The organism is Bradyrhizobium sp. AC87j1, from assembly GCF_002936975.1.
In the GTDB taxonomy this organism is placed as follows: Bacteria; Pseudomonadota; Alphaproteobacteria; order Rhizobiales; family Xanthobacteraceae; genus Bradyrhizobium; species Bradyrhizobium shewense.
The window spans coordinates 34,128-52,463 of the sequence record NZ_PTFE01000027.1 but is presented as its reverse complement, the minus strand read 5'-3'; the positions used below and the strand labels follow the sequence as shown (position 1 = coordinate 52,463).

The window sequence follows — 18,336 nt, the reverse complement described above, 5'->3', positions numbered from 1 at the left end:
ATGGGCGAGCAACGCGTCATGCCGCTGATCGAAGTTGAAAATCTCGGCGTGCGCCTCAATACCAGCCGCGGGCCGGCGCAGGCCGTGCGTGGCGTCAGCTTTGCCCTGAAGCGCGGCGAGACACTGGGGCTGGTCGGCGAGTCCGGCTGCGGCAAGTCGGTCACGGCGATGTCCCTGATGGGGCTGTTGCCCGATAGCGCAGTGGTCTCGGGCAGCGTCAAGCTCGACGGCGACGAGCTCGCGCGATTGCCGGATGCCGATTATTGCCGCCTGCGCGGCAACCGCATCAGCATGATCTTCCAGGAGCCGATGACTGCGCTCAATCCGATGCACACGATCGGGCATCAGGTCGCCGAGCCGCTGCGACGTCACAAGAAGTATTCGGCGGCGCAGGCGCGCAAAGAGGCGATCGCCTTGCTCGATCGCGTCGGGCTTCCCGATCCGGCCAAGCGCGTCGATGCCTATCCGCACCAGTTTTCCGGCGGCCAGCGCCAGCGCATCACTATCGCCATGGCGCTCGCCTGCGAGCCGGATCTGTTGATCGCGGACGAGCCGACCACCGCGCTCGACGTCACCATCCAGGGCCAGATCCTCGACCTCATCGCCGATCTCGTCGAGGAGCGTGGCATGTCGATGATCCTGATCTCGCACGATCTCGGCGTCATCGCCGAGAACGTGCAGCGCATGATGGTGATGTATGGCGGCACCGTCGTCGAGAGCGGGCCGACCGACGAGGTGTTCCGCCGGATGGGGCATCCCTATACGCAGGGCCTGTTTCGCGCCCGGCCGAAGCTCGGCGCGCGCAAGGGGACGCGGCTGAAGACGATCTCGGGCACCGTGCCGGAGCTTGCAGATCTGGCGGCGGGGTGCACGTTCTCCGACCGATGTCCGCTGGTGATCGATCAGTGCCGCGCCGCGTTGCCGCCGATGGTGGACGTCGGACCCGGGCACGTCGTGCGTTGCATCAGGACGGATGTCTCGATGGCTGAAAACGTCGGAGCGCTGTCCGCATGACCGCTGCGCCTCTTCTCGACGTGAAGGATCTCGAGCAGCGCTACGCCCTGCCGCGGGAGAGCCTGTTCCGTCCGCCGGGCCAGGTGCGCGCGCTCAATGGCGTCAGCGTGCAGGTCGCCGCCGGCAAGAGCCTCGGCGTCGTCGGCGAGTCCGGCTCGGGCAAGTCGACCTTCGCGCGGCTGGTGATGGCGCTGGAGCGGCCGACGTCGGGCCAGGTCGCGCTGCTCGGCCGCGACCTCAATCGCATCTCCGCGGACGAGCTGCGCCGCACCCGCCGCGATTTCCAGATGGTGTTCCAGGACCCCTACGGATCGCTCGATCCGCGCCAGACCGTCGCCCGCATCGTCGCCGAGCCGCTCACCGTGCTGGAGGACGCAGATCGCGCCACCTTTCGCGCGCGCGTCTCCGCAGCGCTGCGCCAGGTCGGCTTGCGCGATGCGGACATGGAGAAATATCCGCACGAATTCTCCGGCGGCCAGCGCCAGCGCATCGCGATTGCGCGTGCGCTGATCACCCAGCCGAAGCTGATCGTCGCCGACGAGCCGGTCTCCGCGCTCGACGTCTCCGTGCAGGCGCAGGTGCTGAACCTGATGCAGGATCTCCAGGAGCAGTTCGGCCTGAGCTACATCCTGATCAGCCATGACCTCGCCGTGGTCGACTATCTCTGCGACGAGGTCGCGGTGATGTATCTCGGCCGGATCGTCGAGCAGGGACGGCCCGAAGACCTGTTCGAGCACTGCGCCCATCCCTATACGCGGGCGCTGCTGGATGCCGTGCCGCGGGCGCGCGCCGGCGGCGGCCGGCGGCGACGCGGGGGCCAGGCGATCGCCTCGCAATCGGCGGCCACGACCGGATGCCCTTATGTCGCGCGCTGTCCGCTCGCCGACCAGCATTGCCGCGAGGCCATGCCTGAGTTACGCAAGGTGGGCGAGGGGCATCTTGCCGCCTGCCACAAGGCGGAGGCTGTGATGGCGTTGCCGCAGGCGGCCATGGAAGGTTAGTGTCCGGAGCAGGATTGGCGTAGGCTTAGAACAGAACTGGCCGGGGAGTTACGCATGTTCAGGAAATTGTCGATCGTTGCATTTGCCGCCGCGTTGGTCGCAACGCCTTTGCCCGTGCTGGCGCAGAGCAAGAAGGACAGCGTCGTCATGGCGATGGCGCTGGAGCCCCCGGGGCTCGACCCGACCAATGCCGCCGCTGCAGCGATCGCCGAGGTCACGCTCTACAACATCTACGAGACGCTGACCAAGATCAACGAGGACGGCTCGGTCTCGCCGCTGCTGGCGGAGAGCTGGACCGCTTCGCCTGATCTGAAGACCTATACATTCAAGCTGCGCAAGGGCGTCAAATTCCATAACGGCGAGGCGTTCGATTCTGCCGCGGTGAAGTTCTCATTCGAGCGCAACGCCGCGCCGAACAGCACCAACAAGGACAAGAGCCTTTACCAGGCCTTCGAGAAGGTCGAGGCGCCCGATGCCGACACGGTCGTGATCACCTTGAAATACGGCGAGCCGAACCTGCCGTTCCTGCTGGGGCAGGCGGGCGGCTCGATCGTCGAGCCGAAGAGCGCTGCCACCAACGTCACGCAGCCGGTCGGCACCGGGCCCTATCAGCTCGGTGCCTGGGCCAAGGGCTCCTCGATCACGCTGACCAAATGGGCGGACTACCGCAACGCCTCCGCGGTCAAGCTCTCCAAGGTGACGATCCGCTTCATCTCCGATCCGGCGGCGCAGGTGGCAGCGCTGCTGTCGGGCGACGTCGATGCATTTCCGCGCGTCGCTGCGGCGCGCGCCATGGGCCAGTTCAAGGCCGACCCGCGGTTCTCGGTGCTGGTCGGCGGCTCCAGGGCCAAGACCATCGTCGCGATCAACCACCGCAAGAAGCCGCTGGACGACGTCCGCGTCCGCCGCGCCATCCTCGCCGCGATCGACCGCAAGGCCATGATCGACGGCGCCGTCGACGGTTTCGGCACGCCGATCGGCAGCTTCTATGTGCCGGGGGCGCTCGGCTATGTCGACACCACCGGCATCAACCCCTACGACCCCGAGAAGGCCAAGAAGCTGCTCACTGAAGCCGGCGTCACCACGCCGCTCGAATTGTCGCTCAAGCTGCCGCCGCCGTCCTATGCGCGGCAGGGCGGCGAGATCGCCGCAGCCCAGCTCGCCAAGGTCGGCATCGTCGCCAAGATCGAGAACGTCGAATGGGCGCAATGGCTGTCGCAGGTGTTCGCCGGCAACGGTCCGCACAATTTCGATCTCACCATCATCAGCCATGTCGAGCCGTTCGATCTCGTCAAGATCACCGAGGCGGACTACTATCTCGGCTACAACAATGAGGCGTTCAACGCACTCTACAAGCAGATCGTGTCGACGCCGGACGATGCCGCGCGCGCAAAACTGCTCGGCGACGCCCAGCGCATGCTCGCGACCGACGCCGTCTCCGCCTACCTGTACCAACCGCAGCTCATCACCATCACCAACAAGAAGCTGAAGGGCGTCTGGAAGGACGTGCCGCAATACGAGAACGACTTCTCGACGTGGTCCTGGGAGTAGGGGCTGCATCGGCGCAGCATCCGTGTTGCTCTGCGCCCTCTCCCTTGTGGGAGAGGGCGCCTCCCGTTCAAAACAAAAACCTGAAAAACAACCCCATGCACAGTAGCCGGGCGTAGTCATTTCAATGGCTTGTGCGTTGCGAGGTTCAATGCCGGCGCGATGCGCTGGACATTGACCCGTCGGGCAAAACACTATCTCAACAACGCCCTGTCGACGACGAGCCCGACCGACCACAACGGGTATGACGAGCGCTCCGCCTTCCTGACCGAGGTCGACGGAGGCAAGTTCCGCCTGGTGCCGTAGCAAGCAGACACTCCGACGTTCGCCAGCACGCTTTTGCAGGCAGGTCATCAGGCCTTCACGGATGCGCAACCTGCGGCGAGGTTCCTCGCGATGTCAGCGCGGTTCCATGTGCGCAATCAAACTCTCTCCCGAACAAATCTCTGCCATCTACCAAAGGTAGATTCGCTCCCGGTGAAGCGTGGTCAACAACGCGTCTTGCAAAAAAAAGCACTCTGCAGGCGTCAGGCCCGCTTCCGACAATGAAATGGGAGTTACGCCATGCAGCATCTGCCGAACGACACCTACGACGTCACGCTTGACCAATTTGGCCAAATCGCGACCGTCTATGGAGACCCCGGCTTTCCAGTAGCCACCGACGTCGTGGGCGGCAATGACACCGTGACGGCCGCCGTAGCCGGGCTCAATGCCAAACTCACGATCTTCGGCGACGACCACGCGATGCTGCTTGGTCATTCCCAAGGCGGAAACGACACGCTGATCGCCGACATCGACGGCGGCTGGGACACCGCCATCGTGATCGGCGATACCCAGTCGATGATCGATGATTCCAAGGGCGGCAACGACACGATCGTCGCGGATGCTGGCCGCACCGTCTACACGACGATCTCTGCCTTCGGTGACGTCGCGGCCGACATGTCGGGCAATGCGCAGGGCGGCCATGACGACATAACCGGCTCAATCGCGTGGCGCGGCGGCGCCAATTTGTTCGCCGGCGATGCCGGCGGTTTCATGATGGACACCTCGCACGGCGGCAACGACACACTCGATGTCAGCGTGCTCACGACGGACGGCGCGGCGACTGTCAGCGGAGACGCCATCGGTTCCCTGAGGGGGCTCGCGCATGGCGGCAACGACAACCTGACCGTCACCTTGAACGGCGGCAGCGCCATCTCGAGCGGAGCCTTGTTCGGGGATTCGGCGGCATCCCTGATGGATTTCGCCCAGGGCGGCGACGATGTGCTCACCGTCAAGCTCGACGGCCAGTACGCGGAAGCCGGCGCGCAGATGTACGGCGATGCGCCGACCATGGTCGGCAATTCCCATGGCGGCAACGACGTCCTCAATGGCGGCGCGGGTCGCGACTTCATGTACGGCGATGCGCGAATCTACGAACCGGCCACACCGGGCTCGATAACCGGCGGCGTCGACACGCTGAACGGCGGAGCCGGCGACGACCGGATGTGGGGCGGGGGAAGCAGCGACTTCTTCGTGTTCAACACCGGCTCCGGCAACGATACGATCGTCGACTTCGATCAGGGCAACAAGGCCGTCGGCAGCACCGCGGTGGAACAGGATCTGATCGACGTGCAGGGCTACGGCTTCGCTGACTGGACGGCGCTGTCGAAGCTGATCAGCGACAACACCGCCGGCGATGCCGTGATTCATCTCTCCGCCAACGATTCGATCACGCTCGACGGGATTCACGCGACAAACCTGCATCCGACCGACTTCATCATCTGAAGGCGCAGAGCAAGAGCGGCGGTGTCGCCCCGCGACGCGCGGAGCGGCATCGCGATCGCGGCTGCGCAAATGACGAGTTTCGCCGCACGGCGCAGCGAAACCCGTCGCCATCAAACTCTGTCCCGAATTCCAGCAAACCTCCGCCATCGACCAGAACTAGATTCGTCTCCGTGAAGCGTGGTCACAGCACGTCGCGCAAGAATCTCGCCGCCGTCAGGCCCGCTTCCGACAATGAAATGGGAGTTACGCCATGCAGCATCTGCCGAACGACACCATCGACGTCCTGCTCGACCAGTTTGGTCAAATCGAAACCGTCTACGGAGATCCGAACTTTCCGACCACCGCGGACGCCTGGGGCGGCAACGACACCGTGACGGCGACCATCAGCCAGCCCGAAGCAGAGGTCACGATCTTCGGCGACGACAACACGACGTTGCACGGCCAGTCTCACGGCGGCAACGACACGCTCACGGTCAACTTCAACTATGGCTGGAACGAAGCCCTCGTGGTCGGCGATGCCCAGGCGATGACCGACGACGCCAGGGGCGGCAACGACACGATCAACGTCAAGGACGATTCGCTGTACACCAACGCTCATGCTTTCGGCGACGTCGCTGGCGACATGTCGGGCAATTCACACGGCGGCAGCGACGTCATCACCGGCGCGGTGGGCTGGCGGAGCTACGATAATGTGTACGCCGGAGATGCCGGCGGTTCCATGAGTGGCACGGCGCAGGGCGGCAACGACACGCTCGACATCACTGTGAACACCATGCAGGGCTTTGCGACAGCTAGCGGCGATTCCATCGGCTCCATCAGCGGCGATGCGCATGGCGGCAACGACAACATCACCTTCACCTTCGGCACCGACATCGTCTGGACCGCCGGATTTGGCTACGGAGATTCGGCGACCTCGCTGACCGACAATGCCCAGGGGGGCGACGACATTCTCACGCTCAAGACCGATAGCCCCGACACCCTCCATTTTACGAACCCGGAGCTCTTCGGCGATGCGCGGACCATGTCCGGCAATGCCCAAGGCGGTAACGATATTCTCACCGGCGGAGCAACCAACGATCACCTCTATGGTGATGCCGCGAACTATGCCCCCGCGACGCCGGGCTCGATCACCGGCGGCAGGGATATCCTCAACGGCGGCAATGGCGATGACCAGCTTTCGGGCGGGGGGAACAGCGACACCTTTGTCTTCAACGCCGGCTCCGGCAATGACCTGATCACCGACTTCGATCAGGGCAACAAAGCGGTCGGTAGCACGGTGACGGAGCACGACCTGATCAATGTGCACGATTACGGGTTTGCGGATTGGACGGCTCTGTCGAGCCTGATCAGCGACAATGCCGCCGGCGACGCCGTGATTCATCTGTCGGCGAGCGACAGCATCACGCTCGACGGCGTGCAAGCGGCGAGCCTGCACCAGACCGACTTCCTCATCTGAGCGAGCTGCGCTGGGAGCAACGATCTCGCCCCGCCCGCGGCGGGGCGAGACGCGGGTTGCACTCTTGGCCGCCCAGCAGCGCTACCACTTCAGCGCTTGGACGAGCGCTTCTGAGCCGAAGCGGGCCTTCTGTGCCAGGCCGAAGCTGATTATTCAGTCTTATCAGCTGAACCCTTGCGCAGCGCCTCTAAGGCCATACGGGCGTGGTGGGCTGCTTTTTGGTTGCCCACCGTTTCGATCTTTTCCAGTGCCCAGGTCAAATACTGCATAGCAGCCTGGACGTCAGCACCTTGGTCGGTCATATGACCGTTTCTATCGAATTATGATCGGTTCGTCCCGCACTTGCTGCGCATAAGCCAATTGCATTAGCGATGGCGGCTGTGGCCAAAAGTGAACAGTCTCGCGGTGACGGAAGGAGCATTATCGGCTGTTACTCCCCGAGTTCAGCGCACCATTGCGGTTCAGATCGGCGGAAGAGCTGATCAAGTTGGCGAACAGCGGAAGCGGCTGCTGCAAAAGCTGCAACTCAGGTCCCAGTCTCAGATTGTAGACGCCGCCACGCGGTGGGCATCTTGGCCATCTTACAAACTCACGATGGCCGCTGACGAAGCGGCGCTCTGGCCGAGGCATGAGTACGGCGGCTTCGAACCACCGTCCCAAACTTTGGCTGATCAATACCCGTAAGTATATTGCCCCGGACAAATATACTGTTCGTAGCTTGTCATAGTCGCAGCCGGAGTTGTAGTAGCCGTAAGCGCCGGCCAGGGTCTTGAGTGTCCATGAGCGTTTCCATTTTCATACTGTCGGCCTCAATTTGGCATGAGGCCGCACTGTCACCATGCTGCGCCCGGAAACCGTCTCAACCGGGGCTCCCGGCAAGGCCATTCAGCTCATCGATCGCATCATCCGGCAAATCGAGTTCGGCCGCGGCGAGATTCTCGCGCAAATGCGCGACGGACGAAGTGCCGGGGATAAGGAGGATGTTAGGTGAGCGACGAAGGAGCCAAACAAGCGCGACCTGCATGGGCGTTGCACCGAGGCGAGCAGCGACATCGGTCAGAGTGGACGATTGCAGGGGGGTGAACCCGCCGAGCGGGAAGAACGGCACGTAGGCAGTGTCGTCCCGAGCAAGGTCGTCGATCAAGGAGTCGTCAGACCTGTGGGCCAGATTGTATTGGTTCTGCACGCAGACGATCTTGCAAATCTTGCGTCCTTCCGCGACCTGCGTCGCGGTCACGTTGCTCAGCCCAATATGCCTTATCAGGCCCTGACGTTGGAGATCGGCCAAGACGTTCAGCGGCGCTTCGATCGAGCCTTCGGCGGGGCCATGCCGGTCGATCATGACGCGAAAGTTGACGACATCGAGTGCGTCGACCCCGAGATTTTTCAGATTGTCGTGGACCGCCTGGGTGAGCTCTTCGCGCGAGAAGGCCGGATTCCATGAGGCGTCCGCGCCACGCCGAGCCCCGATTTTGGTGTCGATGACGAGATCCCCGGGGTAGGGGTGCAGCGCCTCACGGATCAACTGGTTTGTGACATGCGGGCCGTAGAAGTCGGCTGTGTCGATATGGTTCACGCCGGACGCGATGGCCGCTCGCAGCACAGCCAACGCGGCGGCGCGATCCCTGGGCGGACCGAACACGTGCGGGCCAGCAAGCTGCATGGCACCGTAGCCAAGCCGCTTCACGCGGCGGTCTCCGAGCTCAAAGCTGGCAGTTAGGGCGGTGTTGGGCATAGGTCATCTCCATAAGAACCAATGGCCGGTAGGTAGACGTTGCCCGCGCGCTCGATAATCGGGTACAATCCGAACGGGTTGTTCGGAGAAGCGAACAGTGAAAGTCGATCTGGGTGAACTGAACGCTTTTGTGACCGTCGCGCGGGCCGGAGGCTTTCGGGACGGAGCTCGGTCGAGCGGGGCGAGTGCGTCAGGACTCAGCGAAGCAATAACCAGGCTGGAAGCGCAACTCGGCGTCAGATTGTTGAACCGGACGACGCGAACCGTGGTGCCCACTGAGGCAGGTCAGCGTCTCCTCGAGCGGCTCGGGCCAGCATTCGCCGAGGTGGAAGCTGCCGTCGATGTTGTCAACAGCTCCCGCAACAGGCCAGCAGGTACGCTGCGTCTCAACGTGCCTGTCAGCGCGGCGCGCCTCGTGCTGCCCACCATCGCGCCCCGCTTCCTCGCGGCTTATCCAGACATTCGGCTGGAGGTCATTGCGGAGAGTAATTTTATCGACGTTCTGGCCGCCGGTTGTGATGCCGGCATCCGATACGACGAGCGTCTGGAGCAGGATATGATCGCGATTCCAATCGGACCTCGCGTTCAGCGCTTTGCAACCGCTGCCTCTCCAAACTACCTGGATCGCTACGGCCGGCCCAATCATCCTCGCGACCTTGTCAACCACGCTTGTCTTGGCGGTCGTCTTTCGTCCGGTGCGATGGTGGCTCCGTGGGAGTTTGAACGGGATGGCGAAATCGTTCGCGTCGAACCCAAAGGACCGCTGCTGGTCAGCGTCGGGACAGCGACAGATCTCGCCGTTGCCGCCGCCATCGCCGGTACCGGCATTGTCTGCCTCTTCGAGGACTGGCTTCGTCCCCATCTCGCCAGTGGTCAGCTCGAGCCGGTCCTCGAACCCTGGTGGCAGAGCTTTTCGGGTCCCTTTCTCTACTATCCTGGCAGACGTCTCGTGCCGGCGCCGTTGCGCGCATTCATAGACTTCGTAAGGGGTGTACCATCGCACTCAGCGCTTGGCGCGACGCCCACCGCATAGGCAATGCGTTTGCCAGTAGCGAGACGCTCGCTTCTTGAGAGTTGAGAGGCGGCTCGATTCCACTCCAGACGCCATGTGGACGCGACGTGAGACAGTCGAGCATCCCTTCGGCGCGATCAAGGCCGTATGGGTGCGACCCACGACGCGCGGTTCGAGTGAAGGCGGCGGCGCACCGTTTGGAAACGATGCGCCGCCTGCCAGGTCATGCTGCCTTGGCGTCGACGTTGCCGATCCAGTCGCGGGCGAGCGTCAAATCGGCTTGCGACAATTGATGGCCCGCCGGCAGGACCCTGTGGGTCACGCTCGCGCCTGCTTGCGAGAGCAGAGCCGCAAGCTTGGCCGAATTGCTGGCCGGCACGATCGGGTCGCCTTGCCCGGACAATAGCAGGACCGGCTTGCCTGCAAGATCGGCTGTGGGCGGATCCGACAGCGGCACCATCGCGCGCAGCAGGATCGCGCCGGCCAGAACGTCCGGCTTCAGCAGCAACAGCGCGGCTGCGATGTTGGCGCCGTTGGAGAAGCCGACGGCGACCGGCGCGGCGATGCCGTAGCGCTGCCGCGCCGCGTTGACGAACTCGCCGAGCTCGTTCGCGCGGTGGCGGACGTCGTCCTCGTCGAACACACCTTCGGCGAGACGACGGAAGAAGCGCGGCATGCCGTGCTCGAGCACGCGGCCGCGCGGCGAGAGCAGGGCGGACCCCGGCGAGATCATCTTGCCCAGCCCGAGCAGGTCATTCTCGTCGCCGCCGGTGCCGTGCAGCAGCAACAGCGGAGGGGAGCCCGCGCTGGTCGCGGGCTCGAAACGATGGATGAATTCAGTCTCGGTCATGACACGCTCTCTTCCAGATTCGGCAGAACGCCCTCGATCTGCTTGCGCTGCGCTTCGAGGAAGGCAGGCAGCTTCAGGTCTTGTCCCAGCGTCGCGACAGGTTCGTCGACAGCGAAGCCGGGGATGTCGGTCGCGATCTCGAACAGCACGCCGCCGGGCTCGCGGAAGTAGATCGAGCGGAAGTAGTTGCGGTCCCTCTGCTCGGTCGGATGCAGGCCGTGATTGCTCACGAGCTTTTGCGCCATCTTGCCCTGCTCGGCATCATCAGCCGCGCGGAACGCGATGTGATGCACCGAGCCGCCGCCCTGATGGCCGCGCAAAAAGCCCTTGGCCTCGTAGATGTCGACGACGCTGCCCTCGACATCGCCGGGCGCCTTGAAGCGGATCACCGTGCCTTCACGGCCGGTCTCCTTGAAGCCGAACACGTCGGTGAGGACGGCGGCCGTCTTCGCTGCGCTGTCGAGCAGCAAGGTCACGCCATGGAAACCGCGGATCGCGTGCTCGGCCGGCACGTCGCCATTGCTCCAGCCGGGCTCGCTCTCGGCGCCGGGAATGCCGACCAGCGCCAGCGCCATGCCATCGGGATCGGTGAACGGCAGCACGGACTCGCCAAAGCGCTTTTCCAGCGCCTCGTAGGCAATGCCCTTCTCGGTGAAACGCTGGGTCCAGTAGCCGAGCGAGCGCTGCGGCACGCGGAAGGCGGTCTGATGGGTCTCGCCGACGCCGCGGCGCCCGGCCGGAACGCCCGCCCACGGAAAGAAGGTCAGGATGGTGCCGGGGCGGCCGGTCTCGTCGCCATAATAGAAGTGATAGGTGCCGGGATCATCGAAATTGACCGTCTTCTTGACGAAGCGCAGGCCGAGATCCCGCGTGTAGAAGCCGAAATTCCTGATGGGGTCGCCGGCGATTGCGGTGACATGGTGCAGTCCAGACATTGTCGTTCCTCCAGAGTTCGGGGAGCGTCTTGCTCTGGCCGGAAATATCGTTCCGCTTTGGATTGGAGACAATCCATGCAAATATGACGGCTATGTCTACGATTTGGAAACAATCGGCTGAAGCAGCCCTTGGATAAGCTTGGTAGCCTCCGCGCGTTCGTGAAAGTGGTCGAAAGCGGCAGTTTTGCCGAAGCGGGCCGGCAGTTGCGGCTGTCGCGCTCGGCGATCAGCAAATACGTCGCCGACCTCGAGGAGAGCCTCGGCGTGCAGCTCCTGAACCGGACCACGCGGCATGCCAGCCCGACCGAGAACGGCCAGCGCTACTTCGAGCGCGCGCTCGTCATCCTCTCGGAGATCGAGGCCGCCGACCAGGCGGTGACGCAGGCCCAGTCGGCGCCGCGCGGATTGTTGCGCGTCAACGCGCCGATGTCGTTCGGCACGATGCGGCTCGGTCCCGTGCTCGCCGATTTCATGGCGCGCTATGGCGAGCTCCAGCTCCAGATCGTGCTCAGCGACGACCTGCTCGATCCCGTCCAGGACGGTTTTGACGTGACCTTGCGGATCGCGGAACTGGAATCGTCGAGCTTGATCGCGCGAAAAATCATGCCGGTGGCGCGCATGATCTGCGCTTCGCCGGATTATCTCGCACGTCACGGCACGCCAAAGCACCCGCAGGATCTGCGCGAGCACGCCTCGCTGACCTACGGCTTCCTGCTCACCGGCAATCAGTGGAAGCTTACCGGCGCGGATGGCGATCACTGGATCCAGCCGGCCTGGTCGCTCTGCGTCAACAATGCCGAGGTGCTGCGCGACGTCGCGATCAAGGGCAGGGGGCTGGCGCTGCTGCCGGAGTTCATCGCTGCCGACGCGTTGAAGAAGGGCGAGCTGCGGGCGGTACTGCAAGACTATTCCGCGCCGCCGCTGGCGCTCTATGCGGTCTATCCGCCGACGCGGCATTTGTCGGTGAAGGTGCGGCTGTTCATCGACTTTCTCGTGGAGCGGTTTGGGCGGGAAGATGAGCGCGTGCGCACGCGCTGAGGCTGGGTCGGAAAGCCATGACTCTGCCCGGGCAACGGCTCGCAGCGATCTATCGCGATGAGTCAAGAAGCGAGTTACACGGCGGACACTCAGGGGATTTGCCTTTGAGGGGTGAGCGGCAAGGGTTCTCCTATTGTCAACGTTGCTGACAGTGATTCCCGGAATTGCTCTCCCGCGAACGATTGGATGAAGTCCGGCGACCAGAAAAGGCCATGATGATTGTGCCTTTGCTGAGAGTCCGCGCAGTGGCTGGATACGATTATACCGCACCGGAAAGTTGAACTTTCTTCCCGTGCCTTGGGACTCATATTAGCGTCCCGACTTCGCGCCTCAGGACAGAGAGAGTTCAGCCGCTGTCGGGGCGTTCCGAGGGCTCTCTTCGGTGCCACCGCGAAGAGCCGGGCACGATGAGTAGCTCACACTTCTCGACTGATTTCAACAAGCGCAGGAGGAAGCTATGCGGAAGTCTCTCACCTTTTTCCTTTCTGGCGTGGCATTGGCCGTCGCGGCATCGACTGCTGTAGCCGGTGAGCGGGTGCTTGAGTTCAAGCTGGTTACGAAGCCAATCGACCTCAAGGTAATAGAGGCCGCAAACGTCGAGGGACAGACGGTTGTCTCTGGCAAATTCTTTGGGGTCGCCGTCTTCAACGATGGCCGTATCGGAGTGAAAGAGTTCGTCAATACTTCGGACTTGCTCAAAGGGTCGGGCCCCTTCTTCGGCTACAGCACGTACACGTTCGAGGAAGGCTCGATTACGGCGCGCTACACCGGTTCGGCCAAAGACGGCAAATCAACGGGCGAATACACCATCCTGTCGGGCACAGGTGCCTACGCGAACGCCACGGGTACGGGAACAATCGAAAGCGCGCCGAACCCATTCAAGGGCGTCAACCTGCTGAACATAAAGCTCGTCGTTAAAGCGTCCGGTTCGTGACAGCGCAATGGTCACAGATCCCACACGAAGGAAGCTAATTCCTTGGGTGGCGTGTTGGCCCGGCCGGCGGCACATTTGGCGGCCGGGCGACCTGCTGAAGAACCGACGCGCCGGCTGGGCCACTCTGCACAGCCCCGAAGAATGTTAGGGCTTGAGCGACGCTGAAAAGGCAACCAGCGCGATCATGTCGTCGACGCTGAGATTCTCGACAACCGGTTTCATGAGTTCGCTGTTGGCGCCCTTCCGCGCACCCGATTTGAAGTCATAGAGTTGCCGGAACATGTAGGTGGGCGAACGGGACGCAAGCCCCGGCGCGATGGCAGTCCCGTTGAGGTCAGCACCGTGACAGGCCCCGCACTGGACGCGCGGATCGCTGTTCGTTGCCAGCGTCTGTCCTTTTTGAACGCTGCCTACCGGGACGTAGGCGATGAAACGAGCGCGCGAGTCCCGGCTGACAAAGTGTTCAACGTTTTCCGGTATCTCGATGATGCGCTGACCGATGGGCTCTTTCTCGGCGCCGTCCAGCGGAGCCAGGAACAGGTCTCTCACCTGTGTTTTTGGCACCGCCTCGGCCTCAACGACGACAATATTCGATCTCGGCTTGATGGAGGCGAAGTAGGCTGCCGCCTCTGCGAGTTCTTGATCTGTCACCGCTTTGGACAACTTGATCATCAGGTCGGTGGCCACGCGAGACGCAGAGTTCGTGCGCAGACCCGTCTTGAACTCCGCCGTTTGCTGAATGATGTATTCCGCGGAGAGGCCAAATAGGCTGGCATTCTCAGGGCCGCCCGGTCCGTCTGCCCGATGGCAGACGCCGCACGCGAACACCTCTGGCTTTCTCCCCCTCGCCACGATCTCTGGCATTGGTAGATGATCGTCCGGATGCCAGTCGGGCGCGGCGAACAGATCGCGCAACTGCGTGAGCGTAAAACCGGCTGCGCTATCAGGAACGCGCCTGATCGTGCCATCGTCTGGCGTGCGTTGAAAATTGGGCGGGTTGACCGGGTAGGCCCATGCTGGCGGGCCCTCCTGGATTTGCGCACGCGCCCCCGCCGCGGTGAGCAATGCCAACGAGAACACCCATAGAGCGGTCGGAAATCTCATGGCCCTCGACCTCCCAGCGCGTCGGTGAAGCCAAACTGTACTTCCCGAAGGCGAAGATCAGGAGCGGCTAACCGACCGCTTGTCGGGCGACGGGACGCCGCAGCTCCTCCGCCATATCGAAAACACCATTCAACGCCGGGGACTCGGAGACGTCAATGTGCGATTTCAGCCGTCTTGGCCTGCTCGGGGTCAAAACGCTAAGAGCACGATCTGAGAAAATCTAGCTGACCGACCGCTGCTCGGCGGGCCGGAGCAGATCGTCGAGCGCGCTCATCGAGGCTGCTCGCAGCGCAGCGAGCTCACGCGCGGCACTCTGGCACTCGAGTGGAGACATCGTGGCCGCCGCCAGCTCGATCTCGCGGCAGCGCTCGAACATGCTGACGAGGCCGAGCGCGCCAGCGGCGCTGCCGAGTTGATGTGCGTGTCGGGCGAGCTGTTTGTGGTCGCCGGTCGCGGCAGCCTTGGTGATGTCGTCGATCAGCTTTTCGCTGGTCTCCTCCAGCAAGTGGTGGAGCTTTGTGATTTGCGCGGCGCCGAGCAGCTCTTTCTGGTCGTCGAGATAGTACCGGTCGATCAAGGCGCCGGCTGCGAGTTGCACGCCTGCCGGCTCGACCTCCGGATCGTCCTCGATCGCCTCGCGCAACGCGTTGATCAGGATCGGCTTGCTGACGATCTGGACAATGCCTGCGTCGGCGAGCCGCTCGCGTGCGCTGGAGGACACGTCCGCGGTGACGGCGATGATGCGCGGCATCTTCGGCAGACCGAGCTTGCCGATCCGCGACGCCGCCTCGACGCCGTCCATGTCGGGCATGTGCAGATCCATCAGGATGATGTCGAACGTCTGACCGCTGGCGAACTCAATGGCCGACGCACCGTTTCTGGCAATGATCGCGCGGTGGCCGAGCCGCTTCAGGATCGCTTCGCCGACCTCGCAATTGACGGGATCGTCGTCGACCAGCAGCACGCGAAGCTGCCGCGACGGCGGCGGAAGCGCGCCTTGTGCGATACCGCTCGCGGCGAGGCCGAGCGGCACTTCAAGCATGAACGAGCTGCCCGCGCCCGGCGTGCTCTCCACCGTCAGCTCGCCGCGCATCAAACGGCTGAGACGCCGCGCGATCGCGAGGCCCAGGCCGGTGCCGCCGAACCGCCGCGCGATGCTGTCGTCCGCCTGAACGAAATCCTCAAAAATCCGCTCATGCATGTCGGGGGCGATGCCGATGCCGGTGTCGCGAACGCTAACGCGCAGCAGGATATGACCGTCATAGCGCTCGGCGGCTGCGTTGACGGCGATCCCGCCTGATGGTGTGAACTTGATCGCGTTGCCGATCAAATTGAGCAGGATGCGATTGAGCCGCACGGGATCGCCGTGCACGGAGGTATTGACCGTGGCATCGCAGGCGAGGTCAAAAGTCAGTCCCTTGCCGAAGGCCTGGGGCCGCATCAGGTCGGCGGCCGTCTCGATCAGCTGGTCGAGGCGGAAATTACGCGGCTCCAGGGTTTCGGCGCTGGCCTCCAGGCGCGCATATTCCAGGATGGCATCGACCAGCGCGATCAGCGTCTCACCCGATGTGGCCGCGGTCGTGAGGTGGCGCCGCTGCGCTTCGCCGAGCTTGCCGTCGTCGAGCAGCTGAAGCACCCCCATGACGCCGTTCAGCGGCGTACGCAGTTCGTGGCTGACGACGGCGAGGAAGCGCGATTTGGTCTCATTGGCCGCCACCGCCGCGCTGCGCGCGCGCTCGGCGGCATCGTGCTCGGCGAGGGCCTGATCGCGCGCTTTCTCCAGCTCGGAGGTGCGCTCGATCACCTTGCGCTCCAGCGTCGCGTAGGAATAGCGCAGCTGCGCGGCCATCCGGTTGAACTGGTCGCCGAGCGCTTCCAGCTCGTCGCCGGTCTTGATCGCGAGCCGCAGGCCGAGATCGCCGCTCCCGATCCGCCGTGCGCCTTGCGTCAGGAGCTGGATCGGCCCCGTCATGCGCCGGCTGAGAAAGAGAGAGACCAGCACCGCTCCGGCCAGCAGGACGACGAGGAGAAAGGTCGAACGGCCAATCGACGCATAGATCGGCGCATAGGCTTCGCTGAGCGGCAGCTCGACGAACACCAGCAAGCCTAGCGAGGGGACCGTCGCATAGGTCGACAGCACGCGCTGACCGGACAGGTCCTCCTTGACCAGGCCGCCGGAGGGCGGCCCCACGCCGTCAAGCGCGGCGCGGACGTCGGCATGGCCGGAGAGATCGCTGCGTTGCAGGGCCCGCCACAAATCGGGATGCGCGATCAAGACCCCCGTGCGGTCCACCACGTAGGCCTTGCCCGTGTTGCCGACCCTGATCCCGGCGACGAGGTCCCAGATGAAACGCAGATTGACCTCGGCGACGATCACATTGGGATTGCGGCCAATTCCGCGCGTGGCGAGCGTCATGAAGGGTTCGGTGTCGCCGAAGAAGTAGACCGGCCCGTAATAGGCCCGGCTTTCGTTGGCTCCGCGAAAGGCGGGCGAGGCGGAGAGGTCGGCTTTACTGCCGATTCGGTCTGCCACACGGCGGGACACACGCATCTGTTCAAGCCCGTGCGAGTCGAGCTCGGCGATCTCCGCGATCGCCGGGGAGAGGCGCAGGAGACGGATGGCGTTCAGGCGCTCGTCTTCGTTGGTCGACAGCTCCGGCGGCAGGCGCGAGAGCCATCGGATCTGGTTTTCGATCTGGCCGATGAATTGGCCGATCTGAATCGCCGCGGACGCTGCCTGCTCGCGCTGGGTCGCCGCCAGAAGCTGCTTCTGCTCGCGATAGGAGAACCAGACGTCGAAGCCGGTGTTGATGGCGAGCGCGGCAAAGGCGAGGGCGACGATCGAGTAGAGATATTTGCGGAACAGCCGGCCGGGAGGCGTTCGCAAATGTCCCTCGTCGACCGTTTCGTTCACTCGCGGATCTCGTCGGCGCGCGCGAGCAGCGTGAATGGTATGGTCAATCCCAGCGTGCGGGCGACCGTGCGGTTGATCAGCAGCTCGTATTTCCGCGGCGATTGCACTGGCAGGTCGCCGGCCTTGGTGCCGCGCAGGATGAGATCGACATAGTCGGCCGAGCGCACTTCGAGCGTCGGCCCGTAGCTCATCAATCCGCCGGCCTCCATGAAGTAGTGGAACGGATAGATCGTGGGCACGCGATACTTGGCCGCCGCCGCAACGACCGCCTTCCGGTTGACGACCAGGAAGCTGTCGACCAGCGCAATCATTGCCGCCTTGGGCGGCTCGGAGAAGCGCCTGACGGCTTCGTCGATGTCCGTCGGCGCGTTGAGGGGGGCGGGGATTGCGGACACTCCGGACTCGGCGGCCTCTTGCTCGATCGAGTCGAGGAAGAAACGCCCGCCGCGAGGGGTGGTCGCCGGGTTAAACAGGATACCGACGCGCGCAAGATCAGGCACGGCCTCGCGGATCAGCTGCAGCCATTTACCGCCCATCTCGGCGGTGCTGTTGGTGAAGCCGGTGACGTTGCCGCCGGGATGCGCAAGGCTTTCGACGAAGCCATTGCCGACGGGATCGTTGGCGGTCGCGAAGACGATCGGGATGGTCCTGGTGGCGGCAAGGACCGCCGCGGTTTCGACCGTCGACCCCGTCAGGATCACGTCCGGCTTCAGCTCCAGCAATTCCTGAATTGCGGCCTTGAGCCTGTCCGGTCCGCCGAAGGTCGAACGGAGCTCGAGGCGGAAGTTGGCGCCTTCGACCCAGCCGCGCTGCCTCAAGCCGGCGACGAGGCCACCGAGGCGGGAGGTCGTGCTGTCGATCAGGCTCCGCCGGGTCAGCTCGTCGTCGAGCGGCAATGCGGTCAACGATGCGACGATCCGCATGCGATCCGATGTTGCGCCGAGCGCGACCCATCCTGCGGCAGTTGCGCCCGCAAGGCGAATGAACCCGCGGCGATCGACCGCGAGAGCGGAAGGCCGTTCGGTCAT

At 63.8% G+C, this 18,336-nt stretch carries 16 protein-coding genes; 9 read left to right on the top strand and 7 right to left on the bottom strand.

Going from position 1 to position 18,336, the window contains the following annotated elements; genetic code table 11:
- The 6 genes from CV770_RS16395 to CV770_RS16375 all read left to right on the top strand — a co-directional run bounded on the left by CV770_RS16395 (position 1) and on the right by CV770_RS16375 (position 6,786).
- Entirely contained in the window at positions 1 to 1,014 is a 1,014-nt protein-coding gene (locus tag CV770_RS16395; protein WP_201759881.1) for an ABC transporter ATP-binding protein, read from the top strand.
- Positions 1,011 to 2,015 (top strand): ABC transporter ATP-binding protein, encoded by a 1,005-nt coding sequence (locus CV770_RS16390; RefSeq protein WP_104463036.1) that lies wholly within the window; start codon positions 1,011 to 1,013, stop codon positions 2,013 to 2,015. The genes CV770_RS16395 and CV770_RS16390 overlap by 4 nt, the downstream gene beginning before the upstream one ends.
- A 54-nt stretch (positions 2,016 to 2,069) precedes the next feature.
- Positions 2,070 to 3,566 (top strand): ABC transporter substrate-binding protein, encoded by a 1,497-nt coding sequence (locus tag CV770_RS16385; RefSeq protein WP_104463035.1) that lies wholly within the window; start codon positions 2,070 to 2,072, stop codon positions 3,564 to 3,566.
- A 159-nt stretch (positions 3,567 to 3,725) separates the two neighbouring features.
- Positions 3,726 to 3,869, top strand: a complete 144-nt coding sequence (locus tag CV770_RS42150; RefSeq protein ID WP_161499997.1) for a hypothetical protein — start codon at positions 3,726 to 3,728, stop codon at positions 3,867 to 3,869.
- Positions 3,870 to 4,127: 258 nt separating this feature from the next.
- The gene (locus tag CV770_RS16380; protein WP_104463034.1) at positions 4,128 to 5,330 is read left to right on the top strand and encodes a calcium-binding protein; all 1,203 of its coding nucleotides are present in this window, start codon (positions 4,128 to 4,130) and stop codon (positions 5,328 to 5,330) included.
- A gap of 250 nt (positions 5,331 to 5,580) precedes the next feature.
- Positions 5,581 to 6,786, top strand: a complete 1,206-nt coding sequence (locus CV770_RS16375) for a calcium-binding protein (RefSeq protein WP_104463033.1) — start codon at positions 5,581 to 5,583, stop codon at positions 6,784 to 6,786.
- A 149-nt stretch (positions 6,787 to 6,935) separates the two neighbouring features.
- Here the strand turns inward: CV770_RS16375 and CV770_RS42610 are convergent, their stop codons facing one another.
- Both CV770_RS42610 and CV770_RS16370 read right to left on the bottom strand, forming a co-directional pair.
- Entirely contained in the window at positions 6,936 to 7,088 is a 153-nt protein-coding gene (locus CV770_RS42610) for a hypothetical protein (RefSeq protein ID WP_201759880.1), read from the bottom strand.
- A 557-nt stretch (positions 7,089 to 7,645) separates the two neighbouring features.
- Positions 7,646 to 8,521, bottom strand: coding sequence for an aldo/keto reductase family oxidoreductase (locus CV770_RS16370; RefSeq protein ID WP_104463032.1), 876 nt, complete (start codon positions 8,519 to 8,521; stop codon positions 7,646 to 7,648).
- 97 nt (positions 8,522 to 8,618) lie between these two features.
- Here CV770_RS16370 and CV770_RS16365 point away from each other — a divergent pair, with 97 nt between their 5' ends.
- Entirely contained in the window at positions 8,619 to 9,554 is a 936-nt protein-coding gene (locus CV770_RS16365) for a LysR family transcriptional regulator (protein WP_104463031.1), read from the top strand.
- Positions 9,555 to 9,756: 202 nt separating this feature from the next.
- On the opposite strand, the gene CV770_RS16360 is transcribed toward CV770_RS16365, so the two are convergent.
- Together CV770_RS16360 and CV770_RS16355 are read right to left on the bottom strand one after the other, a co-directional pair.
- On the bottom strand, positions 9,757 to 10,383 hold the full coding sequence (locus CV770_RS16360) for an alpha/beta hydrolase (protein ID WP_091952844.1): 627 nt from the start codon (positions 10,381 to 10,383) through the stop codon (positions 9,757 to 9,759).
- Entirely contained in the window at positions 10,380 to 11,318 is a 939-nt protein-coding gene (locus tag CV770_RS16355; RefSeq protein WP_104463030.1) for a ring-cleaving dioxygenase, read from the bottom strand. The genes CV770_RS16360 and CV770_RS16355 overlap by 4 nt, the downstream gene beginning before the upstream one ends.
- 129 nt (positions 11,319 to 11,447) lie before the next feature.
- On the opposite strand from CV770_RS16355, the gene CV770_RS16350 reads away from it, so the two are divergent.
- Positions 11,448 to 12,356, top strand: coding sequence for a LysR family transcriptional regulator (locus CV770_RS16350; protein WP_165637099.1), 909 nt, complete (start codon positions 11,448 to 11,450; stop codon positions 12,354 to 12,356).
- A 457-nt stretch (positions 12,357 to 12,813) separates the two neighbouring features.
- Positions 12,814 to 13,290, top strand: a complete 477-nt coding sequence (locus CV770_RS16345) for a hypothetical protein (RefSeq protein WP_104463029.1) — start codon at positions 12,814 to 12,816, stop codon at positions 13,288 to 13,290.
- A gap of 144 nt (positions 13,291 to 13,434) precedes the next feature.
- Here CV770_RS16345 and CV770_RS16340 read toward each other — a convergent pair whose 3' ends face one another.
- The 3 genes from CV770_RS16340 to CV770_RS16330 form a co-directional block, all read right to left on the bottom strand.
- A complete protein-coding gene (locus CV770_RS16340; protein WP_245453770.1) occupies positions 13,435 to 14,394 on the bottom strand; it encodes a c-type cytochrome in 960 nt (319 codons plus the stop codon).
- Between the two features lie 220 nt (positions 14,395 to 14,614).
- The gene (locus tag CV770_RS16335; RefSeq protein ID WP_104463028.1) at positions 14,615 to 17,308 is read right to left on the bottom strand and encodes a hybrid sensor histidine kinase/response regulator; all 2,694 of its coding nucleotides are present in this window, start codon (positions 17,306 to 17,308) and stop codon (positions 14,615 to 14,617) included.
- Positions 17,305 to 18,336 (bottom strand): ABC transporter substrate-binding protein, encoded by a 1,032-nt coding sequence (locus tag CV770_RS16330; RefSeq protein WP_104463027.1) that lies wholly within the window; start codon positions 18,334 to 18,336, stop codon positions 17,305 to 17,307. The genes CV770_RS16335 and CV770_RS16330 overlap by 4 nt, the downstream gene beginning before the upstream one ends.

What these genes read in the sequence shown, in the direction of transcription:
- CV770_RS16345 (WP_104463029.1), top strand. Translation starts at nt 12,814, where the DNA reads ATGCGGAAGTCTCTCACCTTTTTCCTTTCTGGCGTGGCATTGGCCGTC.
- CV770_RS16380 (WP_104463034.1), top strand. Translation starts at nt 4,128, where the DNA reads ATGCAGCATCTGCCGAACGACACCTACGACGTCACGCTTGACCAATTT.
- CV770_RS16390 (WP_104463036.1), top strand. Translation starts at nt 1,011, where the DNA reads ATGACCGCTGCGCCTCTTCTCGACGTGAAGGATCTCGAGCAGCGCTAC.
- CV770_RS16355 (WP_104463030.1), bottom strand. Translation starts at nt 11,318, where the DNA reads ATGTCTGGACTGCACCATGTCACCGCAATCGCCGGCGACCCCATCAGG.
- CV770_RS16330 (WP_104463027.1), bottom strand. Translation starts at nt 18,336, where the DNA reads ATGACCGAACGGCCTTCCGCTCTCGCGGTCGATCGCCGCGGGTTCATT.
- CV770_RS16360 (WP_091952844.1), bottom strand. Translation starts at nt 10,383, where the DNA reads ATGACCGAGACTGAATTCATCCATCGTTTCGAGCCCGCGACCAGCGCG.
- CV770_RS16375 (WP_104463033.1), top strand. Translation starts at nt 5,581, where the DNA reads ATGCAGCATCTGCCGAACGACACCATCGACGTCCTGCTCGACCAGTTT.
- CV770_RS42610 (WP_201759880.1), bottom strand. Translation starts at nt 7,088, where the DNA reads ATGACCGACCAAGGTGCTGACGTCCAGGCTGCTATGCAGTATTTGACC.
- CV770_RS16395 (WP_201759881.1), top strand. Translation starts at nt 1, where the DNA reads ATGGGCGAGCAACGCGTCATGCCGCTGATCGAAGTTGAAAATCTCGGC.
- CV770_RS16340 (WP_245453770.1), bottom strand. Translation starts at nt 14,394, where the DNA reads ATGAGATTTCCGACCGCTCTATGGGTGTTCTCGTTGGCATTGCTCACC.
- CV770_RS16370 (WP_104463032.1), bottom strand. Translation starts at nt 8,521, where the DNA reads ATGCCCAACACCGCCCTAACTGCCAGCTTTGAGCTCGGAGACCGCCGC.
- CV770_RS16385 (WP_104463035.1), top strand. Translation starts at nt 2,070, where the DNA reads ATGTTCAGGAAATTGTCGATCGTTGCATTTGCCGCCGCGTTGGTCGCA.
- CV770_RS42150 (WP_161499997.1), top strand. Translation starts at nt 3,726, where the DNA reads ATGCGCTGGACATTGACCCGTCGGGCAAAACACTATCTCAACAACGCC.